This window comes from Pseudenterobacter timonensis (assembly GCF_900021175.1).
GTDB lineage: Bacteria > Pseudomonadota > Gammaproteobacteria > Enterobacterales > Enterobacteriaceae > Enterobacter > Enterobacter timonensis.
On record NZ_FCOP01000010.1, the window covers coordinates 75,634 to 101,401 of the forward strand.

Annotated in this window: 23 protein-coding genes; 5 read left to right on the top strand and 18 right to left on the bottom strand. The window is 58.8% G+C overall.

Features of this window, described 5'->3' with window-relative positions; genetic code table 11:
- Positions 1 to 15 precede the first annotated feature (15 nt).
- The 3 genes from actP to acs form a co-directional block, all read right to left on the bottom strand.
- Complete coding sequence (actP, locus tag BN3796_RS02690) at positions 16 to 1,665, bottom strand: cation/acetate symporter ActP (protein ID WP_061706890.1); 1,650 nt, start codon at positions 1,663 to 1,665, stop codon at positions 16 to 18.
- Positions 1,662 to 1,976, bottom strand: coding sequence for a DUF485 domain-containing protein (locus tag BN3796_RS02695; RefSeq protein ID WP_061706891.1), 315 nt, complete (start codon positions 1,974 to 1,976; stop codon positions 1,662 to 1,664). The genes actP and BN3796_RS02695 overlap by 4 nt, the downstream gene beginning before the upstream one ends.
- Positions 1,977 to 2,065: 89 nt before the next feature.
- Positions 2,066 to 4,024, bottom strand: coding sequence for an acetate--CoA ligase (gene acs / locus BN3796_RS02700; RefSeq protein WP_061706892.1), 1,959 nt, complete (start codon positions 4,022 to 4,024; stop codon positions 2,066 to 2,068).
- A 423-nt stretch (positions 4,025 to 4,447) separates the two neighbouring features.
- Between acs and gltP the strand changes: the two genes are divergently transcribed.
- Positions 4,448 to 5,761: a glutamate/aspartate:proton symporter GltP gene (gene gltP / locus BN3796_RS02705; protein WP_061706893.1), complete on the top strand. Its 1,314-nt coding sequence runs from the start codon at positions 4,448 to 4,450 to the stop codon at positions 5,759 to 5,761.
- A 435-nt stretch (positions 5,762 to 6,196) separates the two neighbouring features.
- On the opposite strand, the gene BN3796_RS02710 is transcribed toward gltP, so the two are convergent.
- Together BN3796_RS02710 and fdhF are read right to left on the bottom strand one after the other, a co-directional pair.
- Positions 6,197 to 6,871 carry a tetratricopeptide repeat protein gene (locus BN3796_RS02710; RefSeq protein ID WP_061706894.1) on the bottom strand — a complete coding sequence of 225 codons (675 nt, stop codon included), beginning with the start codon at positions 6,869 to 6,871 and terminating at the stop codon, positions 6,197 to 6,199.
- A gap of 85 nt (positions 6,872 to 6,956) precedes the next feature.
- A complete protein-coding gene (fdhF, locus tag BN3796_RS02715; RefSeq protein ID WP_081430631.1) occupies positions 6,957 to 9,104 on the bottom strand; it encodes a formate dehydrogenase subunit alpha in 2,148 nt (715 codons plus the stop codon).
- A gap of 256 nt (positions 9,105 to 9,360) precedes the next feature.
- On the opposite strand from fdhF, the gene BN3796_RS02725 reads away from it, so the two are divergent.
- Positions 9,361 to 10,089, top strand: coding sequence for a response regulator (locus tag BN3796_RS02725; protein WP_061706897.1), 729 nt, complete (start codon positions 9,361 to 9,363; stop codon positions 10,087 to 10,089).
- A 30-nt stretch (positions 10,090 to 10,119) separates the two neighbouring features.
- On the opposite strand, the gene BN3796_RS02730 is transcribed toward BN3796_RS02725, so the two are convergent.
- From BN3796_RS02730 to BN3796_RS02740, 3 genes are read right to left on the bottom strand one after another with little or no spacing between them, the layout of a single operon-like run.
- Positions 10,120 to 11,115, bottom strand: coding sequence for a carbohydrate kinase family protein (locus BN3796_RS02730; protein WP_061706898.1), 996 nt, complete (start codon positions 11,113 to 11,115; stop codon positions 10,120 to 10,122).
- A complete protein-coding gene (locus BN3796_RS02735) occupies positions 11,115 to 11,975 on the bottom strand; it encodes a ketose 1,6-bisphosphate aldolase (RefSeq protein WP_061706899.1) in 861 nt (286 codons plus the stop codon). The genes BN3796_RS02730 and BN3796_RS02735 overlap by 1 nt, the downstream gene beginning before the upstream one ends.
- A 3-nt stretch (positions 11,976 to 11,978) precedes the next feature.
- Positions 11,979 to 12,668: a D-lyxose/D-mannose isomerase gene (locus BN3796_RS02740; RefSeq protein WP_061706900.1), complete on the bottom strand. Its 690-nt coding sequence runs from the start codon at positions 12,666 to 12,668 to the stop codon at positions 11,979 to 11,981.
- A gap of 282 nt (positions 12,669 to 12,950) precedes the next feature.
- Here BN3796_RS02740 and BN3796_RS02745 point away from each other — a divergent pair, with 282 nt between their 5' ends.
- Complete coding sequence (locus BN3796_RS02745; protein ID WP_061706824.1) at positions 12,951 to 14,093, top strand: IS481 family transposase; 1,143 nt, start codon at positions 12,951 to 12,953, stop codon at positions 14,091 to 14,093.
- Between the two features lie 88 nt (positions 14,094 to 14,181).
- Here the strand turns inward: BN3796_RS02745 and BN3796_RS02750 are convergent, their stop codons facing one another.
- The 3 genes from BN3796_RS02750 to BN3796_RS02760 are packed head-to-tail and all read right to left on the bottom strand — an operon-like array spanning position 14,182 to position 17,665.
- A complete protein-coding gene (locus tag BN3796_RS02750) occupies positions 14,182 to 15,123 on the bottom strand; it encodes an ABC transporter substrate-binding protein (RefSeq protein ID WP_061706901.1) in 942 nt (313 codons plus the stop codon).
- Positions 15,124 to 15,152: 29 nt separating this feature from the next.
- Positions 15,153 to 16,148: an ABC transporter permease subunit gene (locus tag BN3796_RS02755; RefSeq protein WP_061706902.1), complete on the bottom strand. Its 996-nt coding sequence runs from the start codon at positions 16,146 to 16,148 to the stop codon at positions 15,153 to 15,155.
- Positions 16,145 to 17,665 carry a sugar ABC transporter ATP-binding protein gene (locus BN3796_RS02760; protein WP_061706903.1) on the bottom strand — a complete coding sequence of 507 codons (1,521 nt, stop codon included), beginning with the start codon at positions 17,663 to 17,665 and terminating at the stop codon, positions 16,145 to 16,147. Before BN3796_RS02760 ends, BN3796_RS02755 begins: the two co-directional genes overlap by 4 nt.
- A 190-nt stretch (positions 17,666 to 17,855) precedes the next feature.
- Between BN3796_RS02760 and BN3796_RS02765 the strand changes: the two genes are divergently transcribed.
- Both BN3796_RS02765 and yjdP read left to right on the top strand, forming a co-directional pair.
- A complete protein-coding gene (locus tag BN3796_RS02765) occupies positions 17,856 to 20,138 on the top strand; it encodes an ATP-binding protein (RefSeq protein ID WP_061706904.1) in 2,283 nt (760 codons plus the stop codon).
- A gap of 72 nt (positions 20,139 to 20,210) precedes the next feature.
- Positions 20,211 to 20,537 (top strand): DDRRRQL repeat protein YjdP, encoded by a 327-nt coding sequence (gene yjdP, locus BN3796_RS02770; RefSeq protein WP_061706905.1) that lies wholly within the window; start codon positions 20,211 to 20,213, stop codon positions 20,535 to 20,537.
- A gap of 2 nt (positions 20,538 to 20,539) precedes the next feature.
- Here yjdP and BN3796_RS02775 read toward each other — a convergent pair whose 3' ends face one another.
- From BN3796_RS02775 to phnL, 7 genes are all read right to left on the bottom strand, one after another.
- The gene (locus BN3796_RS02775) at positions 20,540 to 21,019 is read right to left on the bottom strand and encodes an Hcp family type VI secretion system effector (protein ID WP_061706906.1); all 480 of its coding nucleotides are present in this window, start codon (positions 21,017 to 21,019) and stop codon (positions 20,540 to 20,542) included.
- Between the two features lie 112 nt (positions 21,020 to 21,131).
- On the bottom strand, positions 21,132 to 21,950 hold the full coding sequence (locus BN3796_RS20525; protein WP_238379215.1) for a hypothetical protein: 819 nt from the start codon (positions 21,948 to 21,950) through the stop codon (positions 21,132 to 21,134).
- 129 nt (positions 21,951 to 22,079) lie between these two features.
- On the bottom strand, positions 22,080 to 22,838 hold the full coding sequence (phnP, locus tag BN3796_RS02790; RefSeq protein ID WP_061706908.1) for a phosphonate metabolism protein PhnP: 759 nt from the start codon (positions 22,836 to 22,838) through the stop codon (positions 22,080 to 22,082).
- Positions 22,839 to 22,846: 8 nt separating this feature from the next.
- Positions 22,847 to 23,281, bottom strand: a complete 435-nt coding sequence (phnO, locus tag BN3796_RS02795) for an aminoalkylphosphonate N-acetyltransferase (protein ID WP_061706909.1) — start codon at positions 23,279 to 23,281, stop codon at positions 22,847 to 22,849.
- Positions 23,268 to 23,825, bottom strand: a complete 558-nt coding sequence (gene phnN / locus BN3796_RS02800; protein ID WP_148381750.1) for a ribose 1,5-bisphosphokinase — start codon at positions 23,823 to 23,825, stop codon at positions 23,268 to 23,270. Before phnN ends, phnO begins: the two co-directional genes overlap by 14 nt.
- Complete coding sequence (gene phnM, locus BN3796_RS02805) at positions 23,822 to 24,958, bottom strand: alpha-D-ribose 1-methylphosphonate 5-triphosphate diphosphatase (RefSeq protein WP_061706911.1); 1,137 nt, start codon at positions 24,956 to 24,958, stop codon at positions 23,822 to 23,824. Before phnM ends, phnN begins: the two co-directional genes overlap by 4 nt.
- Complete coding sequence (phnL, locus tag BN3796_RS02810) at positions 24,955 to 25,635, bottom strand: phosphonate C-P lyase system protein PhnL (protein ID WP_061706912.1); 681 nt, start codon at positions 25,633 to 25,635, stop codon at positions 24,955 to 24,957. The genes phnM and phnL overlap by 4 nt, the downstream gene beginning before the upstream one ends.
- Positions 25,636 to 25,768: the final 133 nt, after the last annotated feature.

Below are 25,768 nucleotides of genomic sequence, written 5' to 3' on the forward strand. Positions count from 1 at the left end.
CCGGGGAGGGGAGGATCAATGTGCGCGGCCCTGCTCGACGCCCAGACCGGTCTGCGAGCGGATAAACTGGGCGCGGAATTTCTCACGCTCCAGATTCCCCTCCGGTGAGTTGTCGGTTGCCGAGAAGAACCAGATGCCGATAAACGCCACGGCAATGGAGAACAGCGCCGGGTATTCATACGGGAAAATAGCCGTTTCGTGGCCGAGGATCTGCACCCAGATGGTAGGGCCGAGGATCATCAGCACCACCGCAGTCAGCAGCCCCAGCCAGCCGCCAATCATTGCTCCGCGGGTGGTCAGCTTCGACCAGTACATGGAGAGCAGGATGATCGGGAAGTTACAGCTGGCGGCAATGGAGAAGGCCAGCCCCACCATAAAGGCGATATTCTGGTTCTCAAACAGAATGCCAAGCAGGATCGCCACCACCCCCAGCACCAGCACGGTGATTTTCGATACCTTCAGCTCATCGCGCTCGCTCGCCCCTTTGCGAAAGACGTTGGCGTAAAGATCGTGCGAGACCGCGGATGCCCCCGCCAGCGTTAACCCGGCCACCACCGCCAGAATGGTGGCGAAAGCGACGGCTGAGATAAAGCCGAGGAACAGGCTGCCGCCTACCGCGTCGGCCAGATGGACCGCCGCCATGTTGTTACCGCCGATAAGCGCGCCCGCCGCATCTTTAAACGCCGGATTCGCCCCCACCAGCATGATGGCGCCAAAGCCGATGATAAAGGTCAGGATGTAGAAGTAACCCATAAAACCGGTGGCGTAAAAGACGCTTTTACGCGCTTCTCGGGCATCTGACACGGTGAAGAAACGCATCAGAATATGCGGCAGACCCGCGGTGCCGAACATCAGGCCCAGCCCCAGCGAGAGCGCCGAGATGGGATCTTTCACCAGTCCGCCCGGGCTCATGATCGCTTCCCCTTTCGGGTGAACCGCCATCGCCTCGGTAAAGAGGTTATTGAAGCTAAAGCCGACATGCTTCATCACCATAAAGGCCATAAAGCTGGCGCCGAACAGCAGCAGCACCGCTTTGATAATCTGCACCCACGTCGTGGCAAGCATCCCACCGAAGAGGACATACATCACCATCAGCACGCCCACCAGCACCACCGCGACGTGATAGTTCAGGCCGAACAGCAGCTCGATAAGTTTACCCGCGCCCACCATCTGCGCAATCAGATACAGGGCCACGACCACCAGCGAACCGCAGGCGGAGAGCATGCGGATAGGCCCTTGTTTCAGACGATAGGAGGCGACGTCCGCAAAGGTATAGCGCCCGAGGTTACGCAGCCGTTCAGCGATGAGGAAGAGGATAATCGGCCAGCCGACGAGGAACCCGAGGGAGTAGATCAGGCCATCGTAGCCGGAGGTATAGACCAGCGCCGAAATGCCGAGGAACGACGCGGCGGACATAAAGTCCCCCGCTATCGCCAGTCCGTTCTGAAAGCCGGTAATGTTACCGCCCGCCGTGTAATAGTCGTTACGCGAACGCACGCGCTTTGAGGCCCAGTAGGTAATGTAGAGCGTCAACAGCACGAAAATCACGAACATAATAATCGCCTGCCAGTTGGTTGGCTGGCGTTCCACCGCGCCGGTAATGGCGTCAGCGGCGTTGGCTGCAAAGGGAAGGGTGGCGGCAAGCGCCGTCAGGATTCTCTTCATGATGCTTTTACCTCGTGCAGCACAGCCTTATTGAGGCGATCGAACTCGCCGTTAGCGCGCCAGACGTAAACGCCGGTCAGCAGGAAGGAGATGATAATCACGCCGATGCCAATCGGTATGCCGCGCGTGACGCTGGTTCCCGCATGCAGCGGCGTACCGAGCCAGCCCGGCGCGAAGGCGATGAGCAGAATAAAGCCGACGTAGATAATCAGCATGATGATGGAAAGAATAAAGGCAAACCGTTGCCGTTTATCGACGAGCTCCCTGTAGTGCGCACTATTCTCTATCTGCTGACAAATATCGTTATTCATCACAGAAATCTCCAGAAGTAAGGGTGGTTTGTTTTTAGTCCCCTCTCCCCTTTGGGGAGAGGGTTAGGGTGAGGGGAGAGGGGGAAAAATTACGATGGCATTGCGATGGCCTGCTTCTCTTCGAGCAGTTTTTCCACCACGCCAGGATCGGCGAGCGTAGAGGTATCGCCGAGGTTACTGGTGTCGCCCGCCGCAATCTTGCGCAAAATACGGCGCATGATCTTGCCGGAGCGGGTTTTCGGCAGCGAGTCGGTCCAGTGCAGCACGTCCGGCGTGGCCAGCGGACCAATCTCTTTACGCACCCAGTTACGCACCTCGGTGTAGAGCTCCGCCGACGGCTCCTCGCCGTGGTTCAGCGTCACGTAGGCGTAAATCGCCTGGCCTTTAATGTTGTGCGGAATACCGACCACCGCCGCTTCAGCGACCTTCGGATGCGCCACCAGCGCCGACTCAATCTCCGCGGTGCCCAGACGGTGGCCCGAGACGTTCAGCACATCATCCACGCGACCGGTGATCCAGTAATAGCCATCTTCGTCACGGCGTGCGCCGTCGCCGCTGAAGTACATATTTTTAAAGGTGGAGAAGTAGGTCTGCTCAAAGCGCTCGTGATCGCCAAACAGCGTCCGCGCCTGGCCCGGCCAGGAGTCGACAATCACCAGGTTGCCTTCGGTGGCCCCTTCCTGCGGGTTGCCTTCGTTGTCCACCAGCGCCGGCTGTACGCCGAAGAACGGACGGGTGGCGGAACCGGCTTTCAGCTCCGTGGCGCCCGGCAGAGGGGTGATCATGAAGCCGCCGGTTTCGGTCTGCCACCAGGTATCCATCACCGGGCACTTCTCGTTGCCGATCTTCTTCCAGTACCACTCCCAGGCTTCCGGGTTGATTGGCTCGCCCACGGAGCCAAGAATACGCAGGGAGGAGCGGTCGGTCCCCTCCGTCGCCTTATCGCCTTCCGCCATCAGCGCGCGGATCGCCGTCGGGGCGGTGTAGAGAATATTGACCTGGTGTTTATCCACCACCTGGCACATACGCGCAGGGGTCGGCCAGTTCGGCACCCCTTCAAACATCAGCGTGGTGGCACCGCAGGCGAGCGGACCATAAAGCAGATAGCTGTGACCGGTGACCCAGCCCACATCGGCGGTGCACCAGTAGATGTCGCCCGGGTGATAATCAAAGACATATTTAAAGGTGGTGGCCGCGTACACCAGATAGCCGCCGGTGGTGTGCAGCACCCCTTTGGGTTTGCCGGTGGAGCCGGATGTATAAAGGATAAAGAGCGGATCTTCGGCGTTGACCTCTACCGGCTGGTGCTGGTCGCTGGCCTTCTCAATCAGATCGTTCCACCACAGGTCGCGCCCTTCCTGCCACTCGATGTTGCCACCGGTGCGCTTAAACACGATCACGCTGTTCACGCTCTTCACGTTCGGGTTTTTCAGCGCGTCGTCGACATTTTTCTTCAGGGGAATATGGCGCCCGGCGCGCACCCCTTCGTCAGCGGTGATCACCAGCTTCGAACTGGAATCGATAATACGCCCGGCAACCGCTTCGGGGGAGAAGCCGCCAAAAATCACCGAGTGAACCGCGCCGATGCGCGCGCAGGCGAGCATTGCCACCGCCGCTTCCGGTACCATGGGCATATAGATAGCGACCACGTCGCCTTTCTGGATCCCCTGCTCCAGCAGGACGTTGGCAAAACGGCAGACGTCGCGGTGCAGCGCTTTATAGGAGATGTGTTTGCTCTGAGAAGCGTCGTCGCCTTCCCAGATAATAGCCGTTTCGTCGCCGCGTTCGGCAAGGTGACGATCCAGACAGTTGGCCGCCAGATTCAGCGTGCCATCTTCATACCATTTGATAGAAACATTGCCCGGGGCAAAAGAGGTGTTCTTTACCTTATTATAAGGTTTGATCCAGTCAAGAATTTTGCCCTGCTCGCCCCAGAAGGCGTCAGGGTCGGAGACGGATTGCTGGTATTTTTCGTCATACTGCTCCGGGTTGATCAGGCAACGGTCCGCAATAGTTGCGGGAATGGCGTGTTTGTGTATTTGGCTCATGGCTTTTTTTCTCCTTGCAGGATGTTAATAATATGTCGCAAAAACGTTAATTGTAGGGGTATGGAGAGCTTTGTTTATTATTTGGGCGACAGATCACGCATTCCCTGCACTGTGTGAAAATTCAGCAAATGAATCTTTGAAGCTAAATAATAACCACGAATAATTATTTATAATTATCGGCAAAAAAGTTTTTTCATAACAAAGAGTTATTAATGATGATTGAAACAAATTCTTATCCAGAGCCTAATTTTCAGTGAAAAGCCCTGAACTGAAAGGCTTGCACAGCATGCCGCGCAAGTGGTACTGATTACGCGCGTTAAAAAACCCCATAAGCCAACGCAACACAATTCATACCCTTTCAGTATGTGTCCATATTCATGCACTTTTGCGGAAGCGGGCGCTTCATTGAGGAAGTCTGTTTTTATGAAAAATTTGAAAGTCAGCCTGGCCTGGCAAATTTTGCTGGCCCTTGTGCTGGGTATCCTGCTGGGCAGCTATCTTCATTACCACAGTGAGAGCCGGGACTGGCTGATCGCTAATCTGCTCTCCCCGGCGGGCGATATTTTTATTCACCTGATCAAAATGATTGTGGTGCCGATTGTTATCTCGACCCTGGTGGTGGGGATTGCCGGGGTGGGCGACGCGAAGCAGCTTGGCCGCATTGGCGCGAAAACGATCCTCTATTTTGAAGTGATTACCACCATCGCGATTGTCGTGGGCATTACGCTGGCGAACGTCTTTCAGCCGGGCGCCGGGATCGACATGTCGCAGCTGGCGACGGTCGATATTTCAAAATACCAGAGCACCACGGCGGAGGTGCAGAGCCATGCGCACGGCCTGATGGGGACGATTCTGTCGCTGGTGCCGACCAATATCGTGGCGTCGATGGCGAAGGGCGACATGCTGCCTATCATCTTCTTCTCGGTGCTGTTTGGGCTGGGTCTGGCCTCGCTGCCCTCCAGTCACCGTGAGCCGCTGGTTACCGTCTTCCGCTCCATCTCGGAAACGATGTTTAAAGTGACCCATATGGTGATGCGCTATGCGCCGGTGGGGGTCTTTGCGCTCATCTCCGTCACCGTGGCGAACTTTGGCTTCGCCTCCCTGTGGCCGCTGGCGAAGCTGGTGATCCTGGTCCATTTCGCCATCCTCTTCTTCGCGCTGGTGGTACTGGGCATCGTGGCGCGTATCTGCGGACTGAGCATCTGGATTTTGATCCGCATCCTGAAGGATGAACTGATTCTGGCTTACTCCACCGCCAGCTCCGAAAGCGTGCTGCCGCGCATCATCGAGAAGATGGAAGCCTACGGCGCGCCGGCCTCGATCACCAGCTTCGTGGTGCCGACCGGCTACTCCTTTAACCTCGATGGCTCGACGCTTTACCAGAGCATCGCGGCGATCTTTATTGCCCAGCTTTACGGCATTGACCTCTCGCTGTGGCAGGAAATTGTGCTGGTGTTGACCCTGATGGTGACCTCGAAAGGGATTGCGGGCGTGCCGGGCGTCTCCTTCGTGGTGCTGCTGGCTACCCTCGGTAGCGTCGGCATTCCGCTGGAAGGGCTGGCCTTTATCGCCGGGGTGGACCGTATCCTGGATATGGCGCGTACCGCCCTGAACGTGGTGGGGAACGCGCTGGCGGTGCTGGTTATCGCCAAGTGGGAGCACAAGTTCGACCGCAAAAAAGCGCTCGCCTATGAGCGTGACGTGCTGGGACGTTTCGACAAGAGGGCTGGCCAGTAATGTAGAAAGCCGGGTAAGGCGAAGTGACCACCCGGCTCTTATGCACCCTTCGCCTGATGGCGCTTCGCTTATCAGGCCTACAGTATGGATAAGTCGAAAACGCCACCCGGCTTTGTACACTCTTCGCCTGATGGCGCTTCGCTTATCAGGCCTACAGGATGAATAAGCCGAAAACGCCACCCGGCTTTGTAGACTCTTCGCCTGATGGCGCTTCGCTTATCAGGCCTACGGGATGGATAAGCCGAAAACGCCACCCGGCTCTTGCACACTCTTCGCCTGATGGCGCTTCGCTTATCAGGCCTACGGGATGGATAAGCCGAAAACGCCACCCGGCTCTTACACACTCTTCGCCTGATGGCGCTTCGCTTATCAGGCCTACAGGATGGATAAGCCAGAAAACGTAGGCCGGGTAAGGCGAAGCCGCCACCCGGCGTTTTATTCCCCGCTCAGGGCATCAAACTCTTCACAGCCGGTATCAAACCCCTCCGTACAGCTGAGATTAAGCCAGTACATCGCCTTCTGTTTATTGGGCACGATAAAGCCTTTTTCCCCTTGCTGAAACAGCATCCCCGCCCAGTATTCTGCGTAGCCGGTCCGGGAAAGCGCCGAGCTGCGCTTAAACCAGAACGCCGCTTTGACATCATCCTGCGCCACCCCCACGCCACTGGCATAGATAAGTCCCAGGAGCTGCTGCGCATCCACCGCCGCGTCGTTCTCCGTCTCTTCCGCGGCGCTTGTCAGCAGCGCCAGGGCCTGGGGATAGTCGGTTTTTCCCGCCTCGCTATTCACCAGCAGACGCGCCAGCATCACGGCGCCCTGTTTGCTGCCCGCCACAGTCGCCTGCTGCGCCAGCGATTTTGCCCCGGCGTAGTCGGCATGCTTGTACTTAATCTGCGAAAGTAGCGCCATGGCGTCCACATCGCCGCCGCGGGCGGCCTTCTCCGCCCAGACTTCGGCCTGTCCGTCATTGCCGGAGCTATAGTAAGTTTCCGCCAGATAATACTGGGCGCGGCTGTCGCCCGCTTTGGCGCGGGCGGTATAGGCGCTGCCAATCTCTTCGGCGAAGGCATGAGAGGTAAAAAGCATCAGTAACAGGTAGAGAGGTTTCATTTGTTATTTTCACATAGGGAGATGCAGCGAAGTATAAATAAAAAAAGGGGTGAAAAGATCACCCCTTTGCAGACGCTGTGCTCGCTTACCCCAGCGCGCTTTCGCGCAGGCGCGCTTTCAGCTTATTGTACTCATCAATCACATACTGTTCGGCGGCGCGCTGATCGGCGATCGGCTCCACGCGCACGGCGCAGTACTTGTACTCCGGCGTTTTGGTTATCGGGCTCAGGTTCTCCGTCACCAGCTCGTTACAGGCGCCGATCCACCACTGGTAGGTCATATAGACCGCCCCTTTGTTCGGACGATCGCTCACCTGCGCACGAGTAATGATGCGCCCTTTACGCGAGTTGACCCACACCAGCGCTTCATCCTCGATACCAAGACGCGCGGCATCGGCGGTGTTGATCTGCGCATAGCCCGGTTCGTCCGCCAGCGCGGCCAGCGCCGCACAGTTACCGGTCATCGAACGGCAGGAGTAGTGACCGACTTCACGCACCGTGGAGAGCACCATCGGGTACTCCTCGGTGAGCTTGTCGACAGGGGCTACCCAGTCGCAGGTGAAGAACTGCGCCAGCCCGTTCGGGGTATCGAACTTCTCGGCGAAGAGATACGAAGTCCCCTGATCCGCATCTGATTCATCACGGCAAGGCCACTGGATATAGCCCAGCTCGCCCATCTTCTCGTAAGTGGCGCCGTAGAAATCGGGGCAGAGATGACGCAACTCGTCCCAGATCTCCTGGGTGTTGTTGTAGTGCATCGGGTAGCCCATGCGGGTGGCGATTTCGCTGATAATCTGCCAGTCCGTTTTCAGATCCCACTTCGGCTCCACTGCTTTAAAGAAGCGCTGGAAGCCGCGGTCCGCCGCAGTAAAGACCCCTTCATGCTCGCCCCAGGAGGTGGAGGGCAGAATCACGTCCGCCGCCGACGCGGTTTTGGTCATGAAGATATCCTGGACGATCACCAGCTCCAGATCCTCAAACGCCTTACGCACCGCCGACAGCTCGGCGTCGGTTTGCAGCGGATCTTCCCCCATGATGTAGGCGGCGCGAACTTCGCCGTGCGCCGCGCGATGCGGCAGCTCGCTGATGCGATAGCCGGTGTGTGCCGGCAGGCTCTCAACGCCCCACGCCTTCGCAAACTTCTCGCGATTTTCCGGGAACTTCACATACTGGTAGCCCGGATAGGTATCCGGCAGCGCGCCCATATCGCACGCCCCCTGCACGTTGTTCTGCCCGCGAACCGGGTTAACGCCCACGTGCGCCTTGCCGAGGTTGCCGGTGAGCATCGCCAGGCTGGTGAGCGAACGGACCGTTTCCACGCCCTGGTAGAACTGGGTCACGCCCATACCCCAGAGGATGGATGCCGTTTTCGCCCCGGCGTACATCCGCGCGGCCTGGCGGATCTCCTGGGCGCTGACGCCGGTAATGGTTTCAACCGATTCCGGCGTGTAGCCTTCGACGATTTTACAATACTCGTCAAAGCCTTCCGTACGGGTGGCGACAAAGGCCTGGTCGTAGAGCTTCTCTTCAATAATGACATGCCCCATCGCGTTCAACAGCGCGATATTCGAGCCGTTTTTCAGTGCGATGTGCATATCAGCGATGCGCGCGGTTTCAATTTTACGCGGATCGCAGACGATGATTTTCGCCCCGTTCTGTTTTGCACGAATCACATGATTCGCCACGATCGGGTGAGAATCCGCCGGGTTATAGCCGAAAATAAACACAAGATCGGTATTATCGATCTCGTTGATGGCATTACTCATTGCGCCGTTACCGACCGACTGGTGCAGACCTGCAACCGAAGGGCCGTGTCAGACGCGAGCGCAGCAGTCGACGTTATTGGTACCAATAACGGCGCGCGCGAATTTTTGCATCACATAGTTTGTTTCGTTACCCGTTCCGCGTGAGGAGCCGGTGGTCTGGATCGCGTCCGGGCCATATTTGGCCTTAATCTCGCTGAGGCGGCTGGCGACATAGTCCAGCGCTTCGTCCCAGGAGACAGACTCCAGCTTGCCGCCGCGCTCGCGTCGGATCATCGGGGTTTTCAGACGGGGGGTCAGGATCTGGGTATCGTTAATAAAATCCCAGCCATAGTAGCCTTTCAGACACAGGGTACCCTGGTTGGTTTTACCCTGTGCAGCCTCCGCCCGGACGATTTTGCCGTTATCGACCACCAGGTTGATTTTGCAACCCGATGCGCAATAGGGGCAAACCGTGACGACTTTTTTCATCGGTCTCGCTCCAGTTAAACACTTACTCGCGCCCATTATGCAGCTTTTATGCCATGTTTTTATTGTGGGTATCCCCAGACTTTACGGCCTTTTTTTCGACAAAACGCTGACGAAAAGCAGGCAATCGTCAAAATTGACGTGTCGAAGGGGCGGCGGATGTGACATTGGTTGAATTTCCGTCACGTCAGAATGGATTCTGCTGGAGGGGTTTGCAGAATGGACCAGACTAGAGTGAATCCCCTGACGGAACCCTGCGATGAAACCGGCGATACTGGTAGTGGATGATGACCCGGCAGTCTGTGCGCTGCTCCAGGATGTGCTTCATGAGCATGTCTTTGCCGTGCACGTCTGCCATAGCGGGCGGGAGGCGCTGACGCTGGCGCAGACCGAGCCCGCCATCGCGCTGGTCTTACTGGATATGGTGCTGCCGGATATGAACGGTCTGCAGGTATTACAGCAGCTACAGCAGATGCGGCCCGCGCTGCCTGTGGTGATGCTCACCGGGCTGGGCGGCGAATCGGACGTGGTGGTGGGGCTGGAGATGGGGGCCGATGACTATATCGGCAAGCCGTTTAATCCGCGGGTACTGGTGGCCCGGGTGAAGGCGGTGCTACGGCGCACCGGCGCGCTGATGGCCGAGCCGCCCCCGCGCGCGACGGGGATCGTTTTTAACGGCTGGACGCTGGACATTGCTCGCTGCGAACTGAGCGATAGCCAGCGCAACGTGGTGCCCCTCACCCAGGGCGAATATAGCCTGCTGTTGGCGCTGGCGCAGAACGCCCGGCGGGTATTGAGCCGGGAGCAGCTGCTGACGCTCACCCACAGCGAAAGCGCGGAGGTGTTCGACCGCACCATTGACGTGTTAATCATGCGCCTGAGGCGAAAAATTGAAGCCAACCCGCACCAGCCGCGGCTGATTAAAACGATCCGCGGGCTGGGCTACGTCTTTGCCGCCGACGTGCAGCAGGCGGACAGGGCGGCGTAGCGGCTACCCGCTAAAACCTGCCGAAGGAAATCATTCCGCCATCTCAGCCAGCAGCGCGTCCAGCGTTTTGGCGCCATCAATGGCATTAGCCGCCAGCAGGCTTGCCCGGGCGCAGGCATGCGCCAGACGCAGGCTTTTGGCGAGCGGCCACCGCTCATGGCTGGCGTACAAAAAGCCCGCGCAGAAGGCATCGCCCGCCCCGACGCTGCCGACAATCTCCTGCCGGGCCAGCGGTTGTGACGCCACCCAGCCGCCGGTTTCGCCCGCCGCCTCTCCCCAGGCGCCCTCCGGGCAGTGGATCACCACCCGTTTATGCACCCCCGCAGCCAGCAGTTGCGACGCGGCGGCCTGAATATGGGGAATATGCGGCGCGTCGCCGTCACGCATCGCCAGCCCGCTAAACTCGCCCGCCTCCAGTTCGTTAATTACCAGATAATCGAGATAGCGCAGGGCAGGCAGGACCAGCGGGCGGTAGCGCGGATCGCCCTTACGCGATACCAGATCGAGGGAGGTTTCATACCCTTGTTCGCGCATCTGCGCCAGCAGGCGTGCGCTGCGGGTGCCAAACTTCTCGTCCGGCTGGTCGAGACTGTCCAGCAGCAGCAGGTAGCCCAGATGGAAGATTTTCATCGTGCCGTCGAGACGGTCAAAAGCGGGCAGATCCAGCAGTCGGTTGGCGGCGGGAGCGTGAAAAAAAGTGCGCTGCCCGTCCGCGTCGGTCATCACCTGCGACATAGAGGTGGGGGCGGAAGCGGTACGCTGCACCCGCTGGCGGTTTACGTGATACTGGTCAAGCATCGCCAGAATATAGTCACCGTCGCTGTCCTCGCCGATAAGCCCCACCGCCTGCAGCGGCAGACCGGTGTGCATTTTTGCCAGCGTTAGCAGGACGTTGAGCGGCGCGCCGCCGGTGGAACGTTCGCTATGGATAATCTCCGCCAGCCAGCCGCGCTCCGGCCACTGGGCAATCTGATGCACATGATCCACCAGCATATTTCCGGCGGCGATGATCCCTTTGCGTTCCATTATGCTTGCCCCCGGCTGCCAAAAATGCGCATTTGCTCCATGACGGTATCGGTAATCGCCTCTTCGATGCCGAGCAGCAGTTCAGCAAACTCATCATAAATGGGCTGGCGGTTGGCCATCCGCTGTTCGACCGCCGCCAGCGCCGCCTGGGACATACCGGTATAAAAGTTGATTTTATGAATGCCAAGCTCGATGGCGCGACGAAAATCACCATCGCTAATGCCGGAACCACCATGCAGCACCAGCGGCAGGCCGGTCTGCTGGCGGATAGCGTCGAGGCGGGCGAAATCGAGCCTGGGCTCGCCTTTATATTTGCCGTGGGCATTGCCAATCGCCACCGCCAGCGCGTCGATATGGGTGCGATCGACAAAGTCCCGCGCCAGGGCCGGGTCGGTGAAAAAGGCCTCGTCCGCATGGCCGTAGAGCGCGCCGCCTTCATCGCCGCCGACCGCCCCCAGCTCCGCCTCGACCGAGACGCCGACCGCGTGACACATCTTCACCACTTCCCGCGTCTGGCGAATATTCTCTTCATAATCGAGCGTTGAGCCGTCGAACATCACCGAGCTAAAGCCCAGCCTGAGCGCGCGTACCACCGCTTCAAAATGGAGACCATGATCAAGGTTGAGCACTACCGGAATATCGTGGCGGGCGGCTTCGAATTTCACTGCCTCCACCAGCGAGTCGAGGGAGAGATATTTAAAGTGCACCTCGGCGATGTTGATAATAAACGGCGAGCGCTCCCGTTGAGCCGCCGCAAACAGGGCACGCAGGAAATGGGAGTCGAGCACGTTAAAGGCGCCGAGGGCATAGCGGTGCTGACGGGCATGCTCCAGCCCGGCGGCAAGAGAGATGAGCGGCATAATTCACTCCTTATTGGCGAAAGAGGGGTACTCGTTACAGAGCAGCAGCACCGCCGGTTCGTCCTCTTCAATGCTGTTATAGCGATCGAGCGGCTGCAGGAAATGGTTGTCGTGGTCATCATCGTTAACGGAGGAGACTTCCCCCACCAGCACGTCGCCAAAACCGCGCTCGCCCCAGAAGCTGTGGTAGAGGCCGGGCGTCAGACAGATGCTCTCCCCGGGGGAGAGGCGAAGCTGGCTACCCGCCGCGTGGGTCTGCAGACAGCCATCGACCACGACGTTCACCGTGCTGTTGTCGGTCTCTTCCCGCGCATTGCTGTTCCAGAGTTCGATAATCAGGTTGCCGCCGCCGCGGTTGATGATGTCCTCGCGCTTGCGCCAGTGAAAATGCATCGGCGTCATTTGTCCGTCGCGCACGTGCATGATCTTTTCGGCGTAGCACTTCTCATAGGGCGCGCCGCCGGGAGAGCCGTTGCGCAGGGTGAAGAGCGTTAAGCCCTGGCTGGCGAAGCTATCCCCGCCGAAGGCGGTGACATCCCAGCCGAGCTTCAGGTCGAATATTTTGCGCCAGCTGTCATCCGCCTGTCGCCACCGGGCAGGGGTAAAGCTGGCGAACGGCGGCAGGTGGACGTTCTGCATGGAGAAGAACTGCCGCGTGTGGCCGAGGATATCGTTGATTTCGGAGCGTTTCATAAGAACTCCTTTGGGTTTGTGCTGGGTTTCCCCTCACCCTAACCCTCTCCCCAGAGGGGAGAGGGGATAGTCCGGTGCGTTTACTTAACCCGTAGTTCCCCTCTCCCTTCCGGGGAGGGGCCAGCGCGAGCCTTTCCCCCTCTCCTCTCTGGGGAGGAGCCAGCGCGAGCCTTTCTCCCTCTCCCCTCTGGGGTGTACAGTCCGGGGACATAGTGAACACTTGTTCGGAGACATGGTAGACACTTACAACTGAGGCATAAGAACCCGTTTATGGAGCCGCTTATGCCCTGGGATGCGAGAGATACCATGTCATTACGTACTGAGTTTGTTTTGTTCGCCTCGCAGGACGGGGCGAACATCCGTTCACTCTGCCGCCACTACGGCATTTCACCGGCCACCGGCTACAAGTGGCTTCGCCGCTGGGCTGAAGACGGCGCAGCCGGGCTTCAGGACCGGCCGCGCACGCCGCATCACTCCCCGAACCGTTCACCGGACGGCATCACTGACCTGCTGCGTATGGCCCATGCCCGCCATGAACGCTGGGGCGCGCGCAAGATTAAGCGCTGGCTGGAGGACCGCGGGCATCCCATGCCCGCCTTCAGCACCGTTCACAGCCTGATGGCCCGTCACGGCCTGCTGCCCGGTATGCCTCCCGGCATACCGGCTACCGGCCGCTTCGAACACTCCGCCCCGAACCGGCTCTGGCAGATGGATTTCAAGGGCCATTTTCCCTTTGGCGGCGGCCGCTGCCATCCGCTCACCCTGCTGGACGACCACTCCCGGTTCTCCCTGTGTCTGGCGCACTGCGGGGATGAACGGCGTGAGACCGTACAGCGGCAGCTCGTCAGGGTCTTTGAACACTACGGTCTGCCGGACCGGATGACCATGGACAACGGCGCGCCGTGGGGCGACACCACCGGCAGCTGGACGGGGCCGGAGCTGTGGCTGATGCGTCTGGGTATCCGTGTCGGTCACTCCCGGCCTTATCATCCACAGACCCAGGGCAAGCTGGAGCGTTTTCACCGCAGCCTGAAGGCGGAACTCCTGCAGGGAAGATGGTTCGCCGACAGCAGCGGGCTGCAGCGGGCGTTCGACCAGTGGCGGGCTGTCTATAACCTTGAGCGTCCGCACGAGGCGCTGGGTATGGCGGTGCCGGCCTCGCGCTATCAGCCGTCCGCCCGTCAGTACAGCGCCACCGTCATGCCGCCGGAATATGACGAAGGGGTGATGGTGAGGAAGGTGGATATCAGCGGGAAGCTGAGCATAAAGGGTCTCAGTCTGAACGCAGGCAAGGCCTTCAGGGGAGAGCGTGTGGGGCTGAAGGAAACGCAGGAGGACGGCTGTTATGAAGTCTGGTGGTACAGCACGAAAGTGGGGGTGATCGACCTGAAGAAAAAGTCGATCACCATGGGTAAGGGATGTTAAAAAGTGTTCACCATGTCCCCGAACATCTGTCTACCATGTCCCCGGACTGTACATGGGGAGAGGGCCGGGGTGAGGGGCGTTACCGGGCTTATTTCACCGTCCAACCCTTATAGGTCCCGACATTCTTCTTATCGATCATTGTCACCGGGATCAGTACCGGCTCTTTTGGCGCGGGTTTACCCTGCAGGATGTCATAGCCAATCTCCACCGCCTTCGCCGCCATCACCTGCGGGTCTTGCGCCGGGGTTGCCACAAACAGGGAGTTTTCCCGCTTCAGCGCCTCTTCGCCGTCCGGAGAGCCGTCCACGCCAACGATAAAGAACTCGTTACGCTGCGCCTGTTTCGCTGCCAGATCCGCGCCGATCGCCGTCGGATCGTTAATGGCAAACACGCCGTCGATCTTCGGATTGGCCGCCAGCAGGGAGGTCATCACCTCCAGCCCGCCTTCGCGGCTGCCTTTGGCATTCTGGTTGTATGACAACACCTTGATCTCCGGGTGGCGTTTGAACTCGGTCTGGCAGCCCTCTACGCGGTTTTGCACTGCGGAGACCGGCGGCCCGTTGATGATCACCACGTTGCCTTTGCCGTTCAGCCGGTCGGTGATGTATTTACAGGCCATCTCGCCCGCCTGGGTGTTATCGGAGGTGATGGTCGCGTCGGCGCCTTCCGCCGCTACGTCAACCGCCACGACCACGATCCCCGCCTCCTTCGCGCGTTTTACCGCCGGACCGATCCCTTTGGAGTCCGCCGCGTTAAGGATAATCATGTCCACTTTCGCGGCGATAAAGTTGTCGATCTGCGTCACCTGCTGGCCCAGATCGTAGCCGCTGGAGACGAGCGTCACCTTCACGTTGTCGCCCGCCAGCTTGCGGGCCTCCAGCTCTGCCCCTTTGGTAATCTGTACAAAGAACGGGTTAGCTAAATCCCCCACCGTCACGCCGATGGATTTCAGATCTTTCGCCTGCGCAAACGGCGCTGCGGCGAGCAGGGCCCCGGCGCAGAGCGCGGTCACTAAGGGTTTTACTCTCATATTCTCTTCCTCGAAGTAAGATGTTGTTGTTATGCGCTTTGATGGTGTCGGGTGCGATATTTGTCGATCAGCACTGCAATGATGATCACCGCCCCTTTGATCACCAGTTGCCAGAAGTAGGAGACGCCCATTAGCGTCATGCCGTTATTAAGGGTGGCGATGATCAGCGCCCCCACCAGCGTGCCGGTGATCGTGCCGATCCCGCCGACAAAACTGGTGCCGCCGAGGATCACTGCGGCGATGGCGTCGAGCTCATAGCCCACCCCCAGGTTGCCGTTGGCGCTGTAGAGTCGCGAGGCGCTCATTACTCCGCCTAAGCCCGAGAGCAGGCCGCTCATACCGTAGACGAACAGTAATACCAGCCAGACTTTGATGCCGGTTAAGCGCGCCGCCTGCATATTGCCACCCACCGCGTAAATGTGGACGCCAAGCGTGGTGCGCCGCAGGATAAACCAGCAGATAACGATCACCGCCAGCGCAATCACCACCAGCCACGGAATGGGGCCGAGGTAGTTATTGCCGATCCACTCGAAGCCAATATCGGAGTTGATGACCGTCGTGCCGTCCGCCAGCAGGTAGGCGGCGCCGCGTAGCGCCGTATAAGTGCCGAGTGTCACGATAAAGGGCGGCAGACCGGCAAAGGCCACCAGCGCGCCGTTGAACAGCCCGAGCACCATACCGAGCATCAGCGCCGCCGGAATGGAGAGCATGGCGAACTCCGGCATCAGCGAGACCACCATCGCCGCCACCGCCGTGGTGCCAAGGATCGACCCTACCGAGAGGTCGATCCCGCCGGTTAAAATAATGAAGGTCATTCCCGCCGCCAGCACGATATTGATCGACGCCTGCCGGGTAATATTGAGCAGATTGTTTTCGGTAAAAAAGTTAGGCGCGATAAAGCCAAATACCGCCACAATCAGGATAAGAATCGGCAAAATACCGACTGTTTGCATCAGATCGCTCATCAGCATTTTTTTGGCGGAGGCCGATTTTGCCGCCCGCTGCGGAGTGGTAGAAGTTGTCATGGGTGTACCGCCTGTTGGTGAGAGTCGTTCACGCCCGTTGCCAGCGTCATAATGTTCTCCTGGGTAATAGCCGATCCCTGTAGCTCGCCCGCGATGCTGCCTTCGCGCATGATGTAGACACGATCGCTCATCCCCACCACCTCCGGTAGCTCGCTGGAGATCATCAGGATCGCAACGCCCTGGCGCGCCATCTGGTTCATGATGCGGTAGATCTCGCTTTTGGCGCCGACGTCTACGCCGCGCGTGGGTTCATCCAGGATCAGGATGCGGGGGTTAATCGCTACCCAGCGGGAGATGAGCAATTTTTGCTGATTGCCGCCAGAAAGACCGCCCGCCCGCACCTGGGCGTGCGGCACGCGGATATTGAGCAATGCGATAGCATCATCAGAGATCGACTGCGCTTTTTTGCGGTTAAGCATGCCGAAGCTCGCGTCGCGCTCCAGCGTCGCCATGGTGATGTTCTCCTGGGCGGCCAGTTCCAGAAACAGCCCCTGCTCCTTGCGGTTCTCGGTCAAAAAACCGATGCCGTAGTCGATGGCGGCGCGCGGGGAGTGGATCACCACCGGCTCGCCATCGACTTCAATCATGCCACCGGTGGCCTTGCGCACGCCGAAAATGAGCTGCGCCAGCTCGGAACGGCCCGCGCCCACCAGGCCCGCCAGGCCGACGATTTCGCCGGAGCGGACCTGCAGGCTACAGGGCTGCACTTTTGCCCCGTCGGTAAGGTGATGAACGTTGAGGCGCGGGCCGCCGAGCGGGATATCGCGCTCTTTATTGAAGAGGTCGCTTAACGGGCGGCCCACCATCATGCGCACCAGCTCCGCGGCGTTGAGTCTGTCGCGGGTCAGGCTACCCACATATTGCCCGTCACGCAGCACGCTGACGCGATCGGAAAGTTCATACACCTCCGCCATGCGGTGGCTGATATAGATAATCGCCATCCCCTCATCGCGCAGGCGCAAAATCAGTTCAAACAGACGGTGGGTCTCCCGCGAGGAGAGGGCGGCGGTAGGTTCATCCATTACCAGAATACGGCTGTTGCGGTGCAGCGCGCGGGCAATCTCTACCTGCTGCTGCTCGGCGATGGTCAGCTTCATCACCCGATCGGTGGCGCTGAACTGTGCGCCGAGGCGGTCAATGACTGCCTGCGCCTGCGCGGCCATCTCTTTGCGCTGCACCAGCCCGCCGCGCGACAGCTCGCTGCCGAGGAAAATATTCTCGGCGACGGTGAGGTTGGGCGCGAGCTGCATCTCCTGATAGATAAGCGTAATGCCTGCGGCGAGGGCATCTTTCGGCCCCTTGATGTGAAAAGGCTGGCCGTCGATCAGGATCTCGCCGCTGCTTGCCGTGTAGGCGCCTGCGAGGATCTTCATCAGCGTACTTTTTCCCGCGCCGTTCTCCCCCATCAGGGCGTGGATCTCACCGGGATATACCGTCAGATCCACCCCTTTAAGCGCGTGAAAATGGCCAAACGTTTTGGCGATGTTGCGCATCTCTAACACGGGCGTTCTGCTCATGGTGGCGCTCCTCTGAAGGTCGATATACCGCACTTCACCACGCCCAAATAAACGCAACATGTCAGACGCTGTTCATATTTGTCATAGTTATGAATAGTTAACATGCGTCACAAATCGGCGACGTTTTTGCCGCTTTTTGCGGGAAACGGGGCAGGGTGGAAGCTATCGCCTCGTACAGGAGCTTTCGGATATGCCTTCACGCCGCATCCCTTTCTTTGCCAGCGCTCGCGGCCGCCTGTTGATCTTCAACCTGCTGGTGGTTGCCGTTACGCTGATGGTCAGCGGCGTGGCGGTGCTGGGCTTTCGCCACGCCAGCCAGATGCAGGAACAGGTGCAGCAGCAAACGCTGGATGACATGACCGGCAGCATGAATCTGGCGCGTGACACGGCCAACGTGGCGACGGCGGCGGTGCGGCTCTCGCAGGTGGTGGGTGCGCTGGAGTATAAGAGCGAGGCGGAACGGTTGCGGCAGATGCAAGCGGCGCTACGCCAGTCGCTACAGCAGCTGGCCCTGGCGCCGCTGGCGCGGCAGGAGCCTGAACTGGTGGCGCGTATCATTCAGCGCAGCAATGAATTACAGCAGAGCGTGAATGGGATGCTGGAACGCGGCCAGCGCCGCCATCTGGAGCGCAACGCGCTGCTCAGTTCGCTCTATCAGAACCAGAGCTATCTGCGTCACCTGCAGGCGATACAGCGGCGGACCGGGGATAGCGTACCGGACGCGCAGCGGCTTGCCGAGATGGATCGGCTGATTGTCGCCGCGATAGATACCCCCTCGCCGCGGGCAACTATCCTGCAGATGGGGATAATTGCAGGCCGTCTGCCATCCGCTGCCGTCCAGCCGACAATCAACGCCGTCCTGCAGGACTTCAACGCAGAGCTGCGTAAGCTGTCACCGCTGTCAGCCGCGCTGGCGCAGAGCGATCTCGCCATTAGCTGGTATATGTTTCACATCAAAGCGCTGGTGGCCATCTTAAACAGCGATATCAATCAGTACGTTGCGCAGGTGGCGCTGGCGTCGGCGCAGCGAACCGCGCAGAGCCACCAGGAGCTGCGGTCCGGCATCGTCTTTATCAGCGCTTTTGCCCTGCTGGCGCTGATCATCACCGGTTTCGCCGGATGGTATATCTATCGCAACCTCGGTTCTAACCTGACGGCCATCGCCCGGGCTATGTCGCGCCTCGCCCACGGCGAACAGGATGTCTCTGTTCCGGCGCTTCAGCGGCGGGACGAGCTGGGGGATTTGGCGCGCGCCTTCAGCATCTTTGCCCGCAATACCGCGTCGCTGGCGCGCACCTCCCGGCTGCTTAAGGAAAAAACCACCCAGCTTGAAATTGATCGCACTGAACGTCAGGGGCTGGAAGAGGCGCTGCTGCACAGCCAGAAGCTGAAGGCGGTAGGGCAACTGACTGGCGGGTTAGCACACGATTTTAACAACCTGCTGGCGGTGGTCATTGGCAGCCTGGAGCTGGCGGACCCGCATTCGCCAGATGCGCCGCGCATCAGCCGGGCGCTGAAGGCCGCGGAGCGCGGCGCGCTGCTAACCCAGCGCCTGCTCGCCTTCTCGCGTAAGCAGTCGCTCCATCCCCATGCGGTTGAGATGATGCCCTTGCTGCAGAACCTCGGGGAGCTGATGCGCCATTCGCTTCCCGCCACCATCGCGCTGGAGATAGAGGCGCAGCAACCGGCCTGGCCCGCCTGGATCGATGTCAGCCAGCTGGAGAATGCCATTATTAATCTGGTGATGAACGCCCGCGATGCCATGGAGGGGCAAAGCGGAGTAATTAAAATCCGCACATGGAACCAGCGCGTTACCCGTAGCGACGGACGGAGGCAGGATATGGTGGCGCTGGAGGTGATCGATCGCGGTTGCGGGATGTCGCAGGCGGTGAAAGCTCAGGTTTTCGAGCCGTTTTTTACCACCAAGCAGACCGGTAGCGGCAGCGGGCTGGGGCTGTCGATGGTGTATGGCTTTGTTCGTCAATCCGGCGGGCGGGTGGAAATAGAGAGCGCGCCAGGGCAGGGGACAACCGTGCGGCTGCAGCTACCACGCTCCACGCTGGCCGTCACAAGCCATAATGATGCCCCCGTGGCCACCGAAGCCTCGCAGGAGGATCAGCTGGTGCTGGTGCTGGAGGATGAAGCCGACGTGCGCCAGACCCTGTGCGAACAGCTGCACCTGCTGGGCTATATGACTCTGGAGGCGGAAACGGGCGAGCAGGCGCTACAGATGCTGGCGACAACGACGGAAGTGGAGCTGCTGATAAGCGATCTTATGCTGCCCGGCAGCTTAAGCGGAGCGGAAGTGGTTAACCAGGCGCGCACTCTCTGGCCCGCCTTGCCGGTGCTGCTGATCAGCGGTCAGGATTTGCGCCCGGCGCATAACCCGCAGCTGCCGGACGTTCAGTTACTGCGAAAACCGTTTACTCGCGCACAGCTGGCACAGGCGCTACGCAAAATCAGGCGAAATTGAGATTCCTCCACTACAGCGATTTTTAACGATTGATTAACGTTAAGCCAGTTTATTGCTGCGCGAGACGCCAAGATGAAACGTTACTCTACCGCCCTGTTTGCTGTGCTGGCCTTAACCGGCCCGGTCGCTCATGCGGATGTTATCGACGACGCCATCGGCAACATTCAACAGGCGATTAACGACGCCTACAACCCCAACAACAGTCGCGACAGCAGCGACGACCGGTATGATGGTCGCTACGAAGAGAGCCGCCGCAGCGATGACGATCGGCGTAACTATGACGACAGGCGCAGGCAGATGGATGAGCGCCGCCGCCAGCTTGACGAGCGCCAGCGCCAGCTCGATGACGACAGGCGTCGTTTAGAGGACGACGAGCGCCGGCTGGAAGAGGATTATTAACGTTATGCCACAGCGCGATGGTTCCATTCATCGGTATAGATAATGTTGCCATCGCAATGTTTCCAGGTGATTTTCTCATAGCGCATCAGCACGCTTTCGAGGTGGGTTCCCGTGGCCGCACCCGGGTAAAGATCGGGCGTAATGGAGACCAGCTTGACGTTCTCCAGGATAATATTGAAATACTCCGCCTCAAGCCCTGCTTCATTAATCGAATACATCTTTATTACGGCCGACCTGAGGGTGGTGTTGGTACTCAGCGCTTTGTATAAAAGTGGCGTGACCCTGTCGAACTCTTTCTGAAACATAATGGGTGCATGAATACGGGTGCCGGTTAGCTTCCCGGTATTAGCATCGGCAGGGATACTCACATTATGTGTGAAGGATTTAAGCTCAATGGCCCCGACTCTGCCAGAAACTAAAGACGCTCCCTTCATAGGGGAGTCATTTGCATCGGTGAGCCAAAGATAAGCGGGATTGGACATGATAAACTCCTTGCAGAAAGTATTCAGATTTATAAAGATTACTAATTGTATTTGTCATATTTATTGAACATCTTTGGGAAAAGCCAAATGAGGGCGAAAACGCATAATACGGTCAAAGGAAACCAATACTCAGGAAAAAGATAAAAAAGGATGCCTGCACAGCCAAGGATGCAAATCGGGAAGAGTATCTCTGAAATGAGTAGCGATAAAAGACTCTTAAACATGAAACATCCTTTTTTATTTCATATATTAACGCATTAGTATCAGTGAAAAAACCAGCATTCGTTTTGATTATGATTTCATTCAGTACCGGCTCAACGAAGTAATAGAGCATCTCCAGTTTTGCGTTATACAAAATCCAGTAATAGCGAGGATCGAGCGCTTTTAATCTTCGCGCGGCCATTGCCGCTTTTTGTTCAAGTCCGAAAAGCTGTAAAGCTGCCGTAAAAACTGGCGTTATGCCCGCAATTTTTTTGACTACCGCTCCTGACAGAAATTCTGAATGTGCAAGCAATAAAGAAATGGTTTCTGCAATCGCAAGTCGGGTTTCCTTTGCGACAGCTAAATTTGCCGCGAAATGAGTAACGCCTTTAGTTAGATTTCGTACCTGTCCATCAGAATTACCGTTATCAATATCCGCTAAAACCGTTTTAAAATAGAGATAAAGCATATGCTGGAGAACATCCCGGTGCTGAAAGACAGACGCTATAGAATAGAACATCCGGGTTTCTTCCCTCGCCAGTTCATGGCAGACCTCATGATATTGCGGAATCAGACAGGATGTGTACCAGCTTGCCCGCTCTATCCCCGCATAAATATCCGAAGCGACCCCTTTTGCCGTTTGTATGACACCCCTGAAGCCGTTTTGTACAGACATTGCCAGATGCCTGTCGCTTTGTATTTTCATTCTTAAATAGTCAGACGCGTGCATCACCACTCCCTGTAAACCGTTCGCTGCGCAGCATCTTATTACGATTATTTTTCAGGTAGTGTGATGGGAAACGGCCAGACTTTTTTTTAAGAAATATGCCTGAAAACGTTTTTTATTTCGTCAGCACCTTTACTCCAGCGTCAATATCATCCCGTCGTACCCCGCTTCGAACCCTTCCGGCAGCGAGTTATCCATCATCCATACATCAAATTCGTGGCTGATATGGGTCAGAATCACCCGCGGGCAGCCAATGATTTCATTCAGCGCGATGACGGTATTCAGATCGCAGTGGTTGCGCGGTGTTTCCGGGCGCGGAGGATGGCTGCAGTCAATTACCATCGCCCGGGGGCGATTGTTGAGCAGGAATTTCGCCGTTTTATCCGGCAGCCCGGCGGTATCAGAGAGCCATGCCACGCGGCTGTGGGCGCTCTCCAGCAGGTAGCCGTAGGTCAGTTTCGAGTGGTTAAGCGGCAGCGGCGTGACCCGCAGCCCCTGCAGCTCAAAGGTGACAAACGGCTCGACCGTGTGGCTGAAATCGAGAATACCGGGGTGTTTAAACAGGTCGTCGCAGCCCGCTTCGTCCGGCGGGCCGTAAACCGGGATGGTCGCCCCCACGCCCCAGCGCAACGGAAACAGCCCCTGGACGTGATCCATATGGTAGTGGGTCAGCAAAAATTGCTGAAAACTTCCCGCAGGCCATTCATCCATCAGATGCGGTATGCCCGCATCAAGCAGCGTTACCGCCTCGTTGAATTTGACCGTCGCGCTGCAGGGGCGACGGCGATACTGCGCGTCAGCACGCGCCCGGCGGCACGCCGCGCAGTCGCAGCCAAAGACCGGCACCAGCTGTGCGCCACCGGTTCCCGTTAAGGTCAGGGTCAAACTCATCAACACCTCTACAGCGGTTTGGTAAAGCGAAAGTGGCTCTGCGTATAACCTTCGCGCAGATAAAAACGGTGGGCGTCCACGCGCTTGACGCTGGTGGAGAGCTCGGTCATCTCCGCGCCCGCCTTGCGCGCCTCCTCTTCTGCCCAGGCCAGCAGCTGGCTACCCACCTTTTGGCCGCGCGCCTGCGGCAGCACCACCAGCTCCTGGATCTCGCCGATCCAGTTGGCATGATGCAGATGGAACTGCATATGCAGGCCGATCATCCCCACCACGCTGTCGTCGAGCAGCGCCAGCTGATAGCGCATATTGTGATCCTGCAGATTGGCGGCAAACCCGGCGTGAAAGGCGGCGCGATCCAGCTCCGCCTGTTTCAGTTCACAGATCAGGCCGTAGACGATTTCGACATCTTCAGCGGCGGCGGGACGAAGTTTACAGGCAGGCATGGTTGGGCTCCTTTTGGCGGATAAGCGCTAACAGATTCTCGACTGACTGTAGCAAACTTCCGTCATTATTGAGCAGATGACACTCCGCCGGGGTATAGCGGGCGGCGCGCGCCAGGCGTGCCTCTATCTCCTGGGAGCTTTCCCGCCCCCGGCTTTGCAGACGGGCGCGCAGCACCCCCGGGGACACCTGAAGGCAGACCGGCAGCAGCGCCCGTTCATAGCGCGCCAGAGCCTGCGGGAGATGGGCGCGCGAGCCGTTGACCAGCACATCGAAGCCCGCATGCAGCCAGAGATCAATCTCAATGCCCACGCCGTAATAGAGGCCGTTAGCGTGCCAGCTCAGCGCCAGCAGGTTTTGCCCGGCGCGGGTAAAAAATTCCTGCTCGCTTAGCGCGATATGGTTCTCGCTGCCCGCGCTGGCGGGACGGGTAATGTAACGGTGCGCCACCAGCAGACGCGCAGGCTCCTGCTGGCGCAACGCGCTCAGCAGGCTATCTTTCCCGGAGCCGGATGGCCCCATCAGCCAGATCAGTTTTCCCATCAGAACACCCGTTTTCCCTGCCGCCAGACATGGTCGATATGGATATGCTCGCCCTTGCGGTGGGCCAGCACCAGATCCGCTCGTTTACCTTCGCCAATGACGCCGCGATCGTGCAGGTTCAGCGCCTGCGCCGGGTTTTTCGTCACCAGGCGGATCGCCTGCGCCAGGGTGAAGGCGTTGGACTCATCGTCCGCCACGCGAAACGCCGCATCCAGCAGGCTGGCCGGATAGTAATCGGAAGAGAGAATATCCAGCAGGCCGAGGGAGGCCAGTTTGCTTGCCGCCACGTTGCCGGAGTGCGAGCCGCCGCGCACGATATTCGGCGCGCCCATCAGCACGTTCATACCGTGGCTGCGCGAGGCCTGGGCCGCTTCAAACGTGGTGGGAAACTCGGCGATAACGCTGCCAAGCTGATGGGATTCCGCCACATGCTCATGCGTGGCGTCATCGTGGCTCGCCAGCGCGATGTTGCGCTCGCGGCACAGCGCGGCAATCGCCTGGCGATTCGGCTGCGACCATTGTGCGGCGAGGGCGAGCTGCTCTTCTTCGTAGCGCGCCATCTGCTCATCACTGAGCGAGTACTTGCCCTGATAATATTCACGGTATTTTTCAATAATGGCGAACTGACGCTGCCCTGGCGAGTGATCCATTAACGAGACCAGGGTCACCGGCTCGCGGGTGACCAGTTTTTCGAACAGCGGCAGGGTCGTGTGGTGCGGCAGTTCGCAGCGCAGATGCAGGCGGTGCTCGGCCCGGTTAACGCCGCGCTTTTGCGTCTCTTCCACGGCGTTAATCATCTTCTCCAGATTCTCCAGCCGATCGCCGCCGTCGCGCACGTCGCCAATCGCCACCGCATCCAGCACCGTGGTAATCCCGCTCGCCACCATCAGTGCGTCGTGGCTGCTCATCGCCGAGTGGGCGGGCCAGTCCACCTTCGGACGCGGGGTGAAAAATTTATCCAGGTTATCGGTGTGCAGCTCAATCAGCCCCGGCAGCAGCCAGCCGCCTTCGCCATCCATCGCTTCCGGCGCGCGGCTCTGCGTTTCAGCAAAGGCACGAATGACACCGTCCCGCACCTCTACGGAGCCGCCCACTACCTCGTTTTCCAGTACCAGTCTGACGTTGTTGATGATCATACGCGTGTCCCCATCGGGTGCAGCCTGTCCGCTACGCGATCGCGCACCGCCTCGTCGTGAAAGATCCCGACGATGGCTGCGCCCCGTGCTTTGGCCTCTTCAATCAGTTCAATAACGGCGGCGCTGTTTTTGGCATCCAGCGAGGCCGTTGGCTCATCGAGCAATAAAATCGGGTAATCGACGATAAAGCCGCGGGCGATATTCACCCGCTGCTGTTCGCCGCCGGAAAAGGTGGAGGGGGCGAGATGCCACAGATGCTCCGGCACGTTCAGGCGCGTGAGCAGGCGCGCGGCTTTGGCGGCGCAGGTGTCACGCGGGACGCCAAGATCCAGCAGCGGCTGCATTACCACATCGAGCGCGCTGATGCGCGGGATCACCCGCAAAAACTGGCTCACCCAGCCGATGGTGGCGCGACGTACTTCCAGCACCTTGCGCGCCGGAGCCTGCACCAGATCGACCCATTCATCGTTATGGCGAATGTGAATGTGGCCTTCGTCCGGCAGATAGTTGGCGTAGAGGGAGCGCAACAGGGTGGATTTCCCGCTGCCGGAGTGGCCGTGCAGTACCACGCATTCGCCCTGGCTGACCTCTAACGAGGCGTTTTGCAGCACCGGCAGGCGCACGCCGTTTTGCTGGTGGAGTACAAAGGTCTTGCTGACATTTTCAACGTGAATCATTTTTGCCTCGCGATTCGTTTTGCCGGGTGGCGGCTTCGCCTTACCCGGCCTACGGTGCGGTGTTCGCTTTGCCGGGTGGCGGCTTCGCCTTACCGGGCCTACGGTGCGGTGTTCGTTTTGCCGGGTGGCGGCT